Annotated in this window: 1 protein-coding gene; it reads left to right on the plus strand. The window is 47.3% G+C overall.

What is annotated here, in order from left to right:
- Positions 1 to 161 precede the first annotated feature (161 nt).
- Positions 162 to 1,520: an IS4 family transposase gene (locus FKP33_RS26680; protein ID WP_141336825.1), complete on the plus strand. Its 1,359-nt coding sequence runs from the start codon at positions 162 to 164 to the stop codon at positions 1,518 to 1,520.
- Position 1,521 lies beyond the last annotated feature (1 nt).

A 1,521-nucleotide genomic window follows, 5' to 3' on the forward strand; every position in this document is an offset into this window, starting at 1 on the left:
TAACTCAACTTTCGCAGAGCGAAAACCGGCATAGAGCATTGATGTGACAGTAAAAATTGCAGATTGAATATGAAGGTTGCAAAAATAGAAAAACACCGCTTCTTTTTGGTAAAGTGAGATTGTCGAGATCATCACTACCATACAGAAGAGGTGTCCTCTCTATGATAGGCCAAACCGTAGAGCCGAATCAACTTCCAAATGAAATCAGATCTGCATTTCAGGAATTAAAGATGCTACAGCACTTGAGAACAGCGGGCTTCAAGAAAAAGTTCGGCTTCACGTGCTCATACCTGTTCCAGCTTGTCTTTATCCTCTTATTCCATCATAAGAACTGGTTTCGTTTGCTAGAAAGCCTTAAGGGCGAGACGTATCCCGGCAAAGACGCGGTGTATCGCTTTCTCAATCACAGCGGTTACGCATGGCGCCGATTCTTATCCTCGTTGAGTTCTTTCACTATTGGTAAGGTGCATCCTTTGACCGGAGAGGACCGTATATCCGTATTTGTGGTCGATGATTCCATGTATGAGCGCAATCGCAGCAAAGCGGTCGAGCTACTTTCCCGATTCAAAGACCATGCAACCGGTTGCTACTACAAAGGCTTTCGAATGCTCACGCTCGGATGGTCGGACGGCCATACGTTTATTCCCGTTGACTTTTCCTTGCTTGCTTCACTCAAGTCACAAGTGAACGGCATCATGGAAAAGATCGATAAGCGTACGTCTGGCTACAAGCGGCGAATGGAGGCCCTCTTGCCTGCGCCGGAAGTGATTCCCGCCATGATTGATCGTGCGCTTTCTGCTGGCGTGCAGGCATCGTACGTGCTGATGGACAGTTGGTTTACGCATGCTCCGCTCATTCATGCGATGCTTGCTCGCGGTCTGGACGTCATCGGCATGGTCAAAGCGGATAAAAAGCGTTATCTCATCCATGGACGTCGACTCACTCTGCATGAGCTTTACTACAAGGCTATGCCTGTTGAGGGGAACAAGAAAGGCATTCTGCGATCGATCCGTACGCAGTTATCCCCGGGAATTCCCGTCACAATCGTCTTCGTGCGCCACCGTTCGAACAAAAAGGAATGGCTTGCTATCCTGTGCACCGACCTGTCGCTTCCTGTGGAAGAGATCATCCGGATTTATGGAATCCGTTGGGACATCGAGGTGTTCTTTAAGTGCACAAAATCGCTGTTGCGACTTCAAAAGGAGTTCCAGGGCCGTTCTTATGATCTCTTGATCAGTCATACGACGATCGTATTTTCGCGATACATCTTGTTAGCATGGCAACATCGTCAAAGTACGGACAAGCGCACTTTGGGCGGCTTATTTCATCTGCTCTGCGATGAAATCGGTCAAATCGATTGGGCCATTGCATTAAAACAGCTCATTGAGATCCTTGAAACTGTAGCTAAGGGAGCAAGCAAAAAGATCACAACATTAATCCAAAAACAACTTCAACAATGGATTGCCGCTTTGCCTAGTCACATCAAGGCTTATCTGCCCAAATTAAGCTGCGAAAGTTGAG

The sequence above is a fragment of the Paenibacillus sp. tmac-D7 genome, from assembly GCF_006519665.1.
GTDB classification, from domain to species: Bacteria; Bacillota; Bacilli; order Paenibacillales; family NBRC-103111; genus Paenibacillus_G; species Paenibacillus_G validus.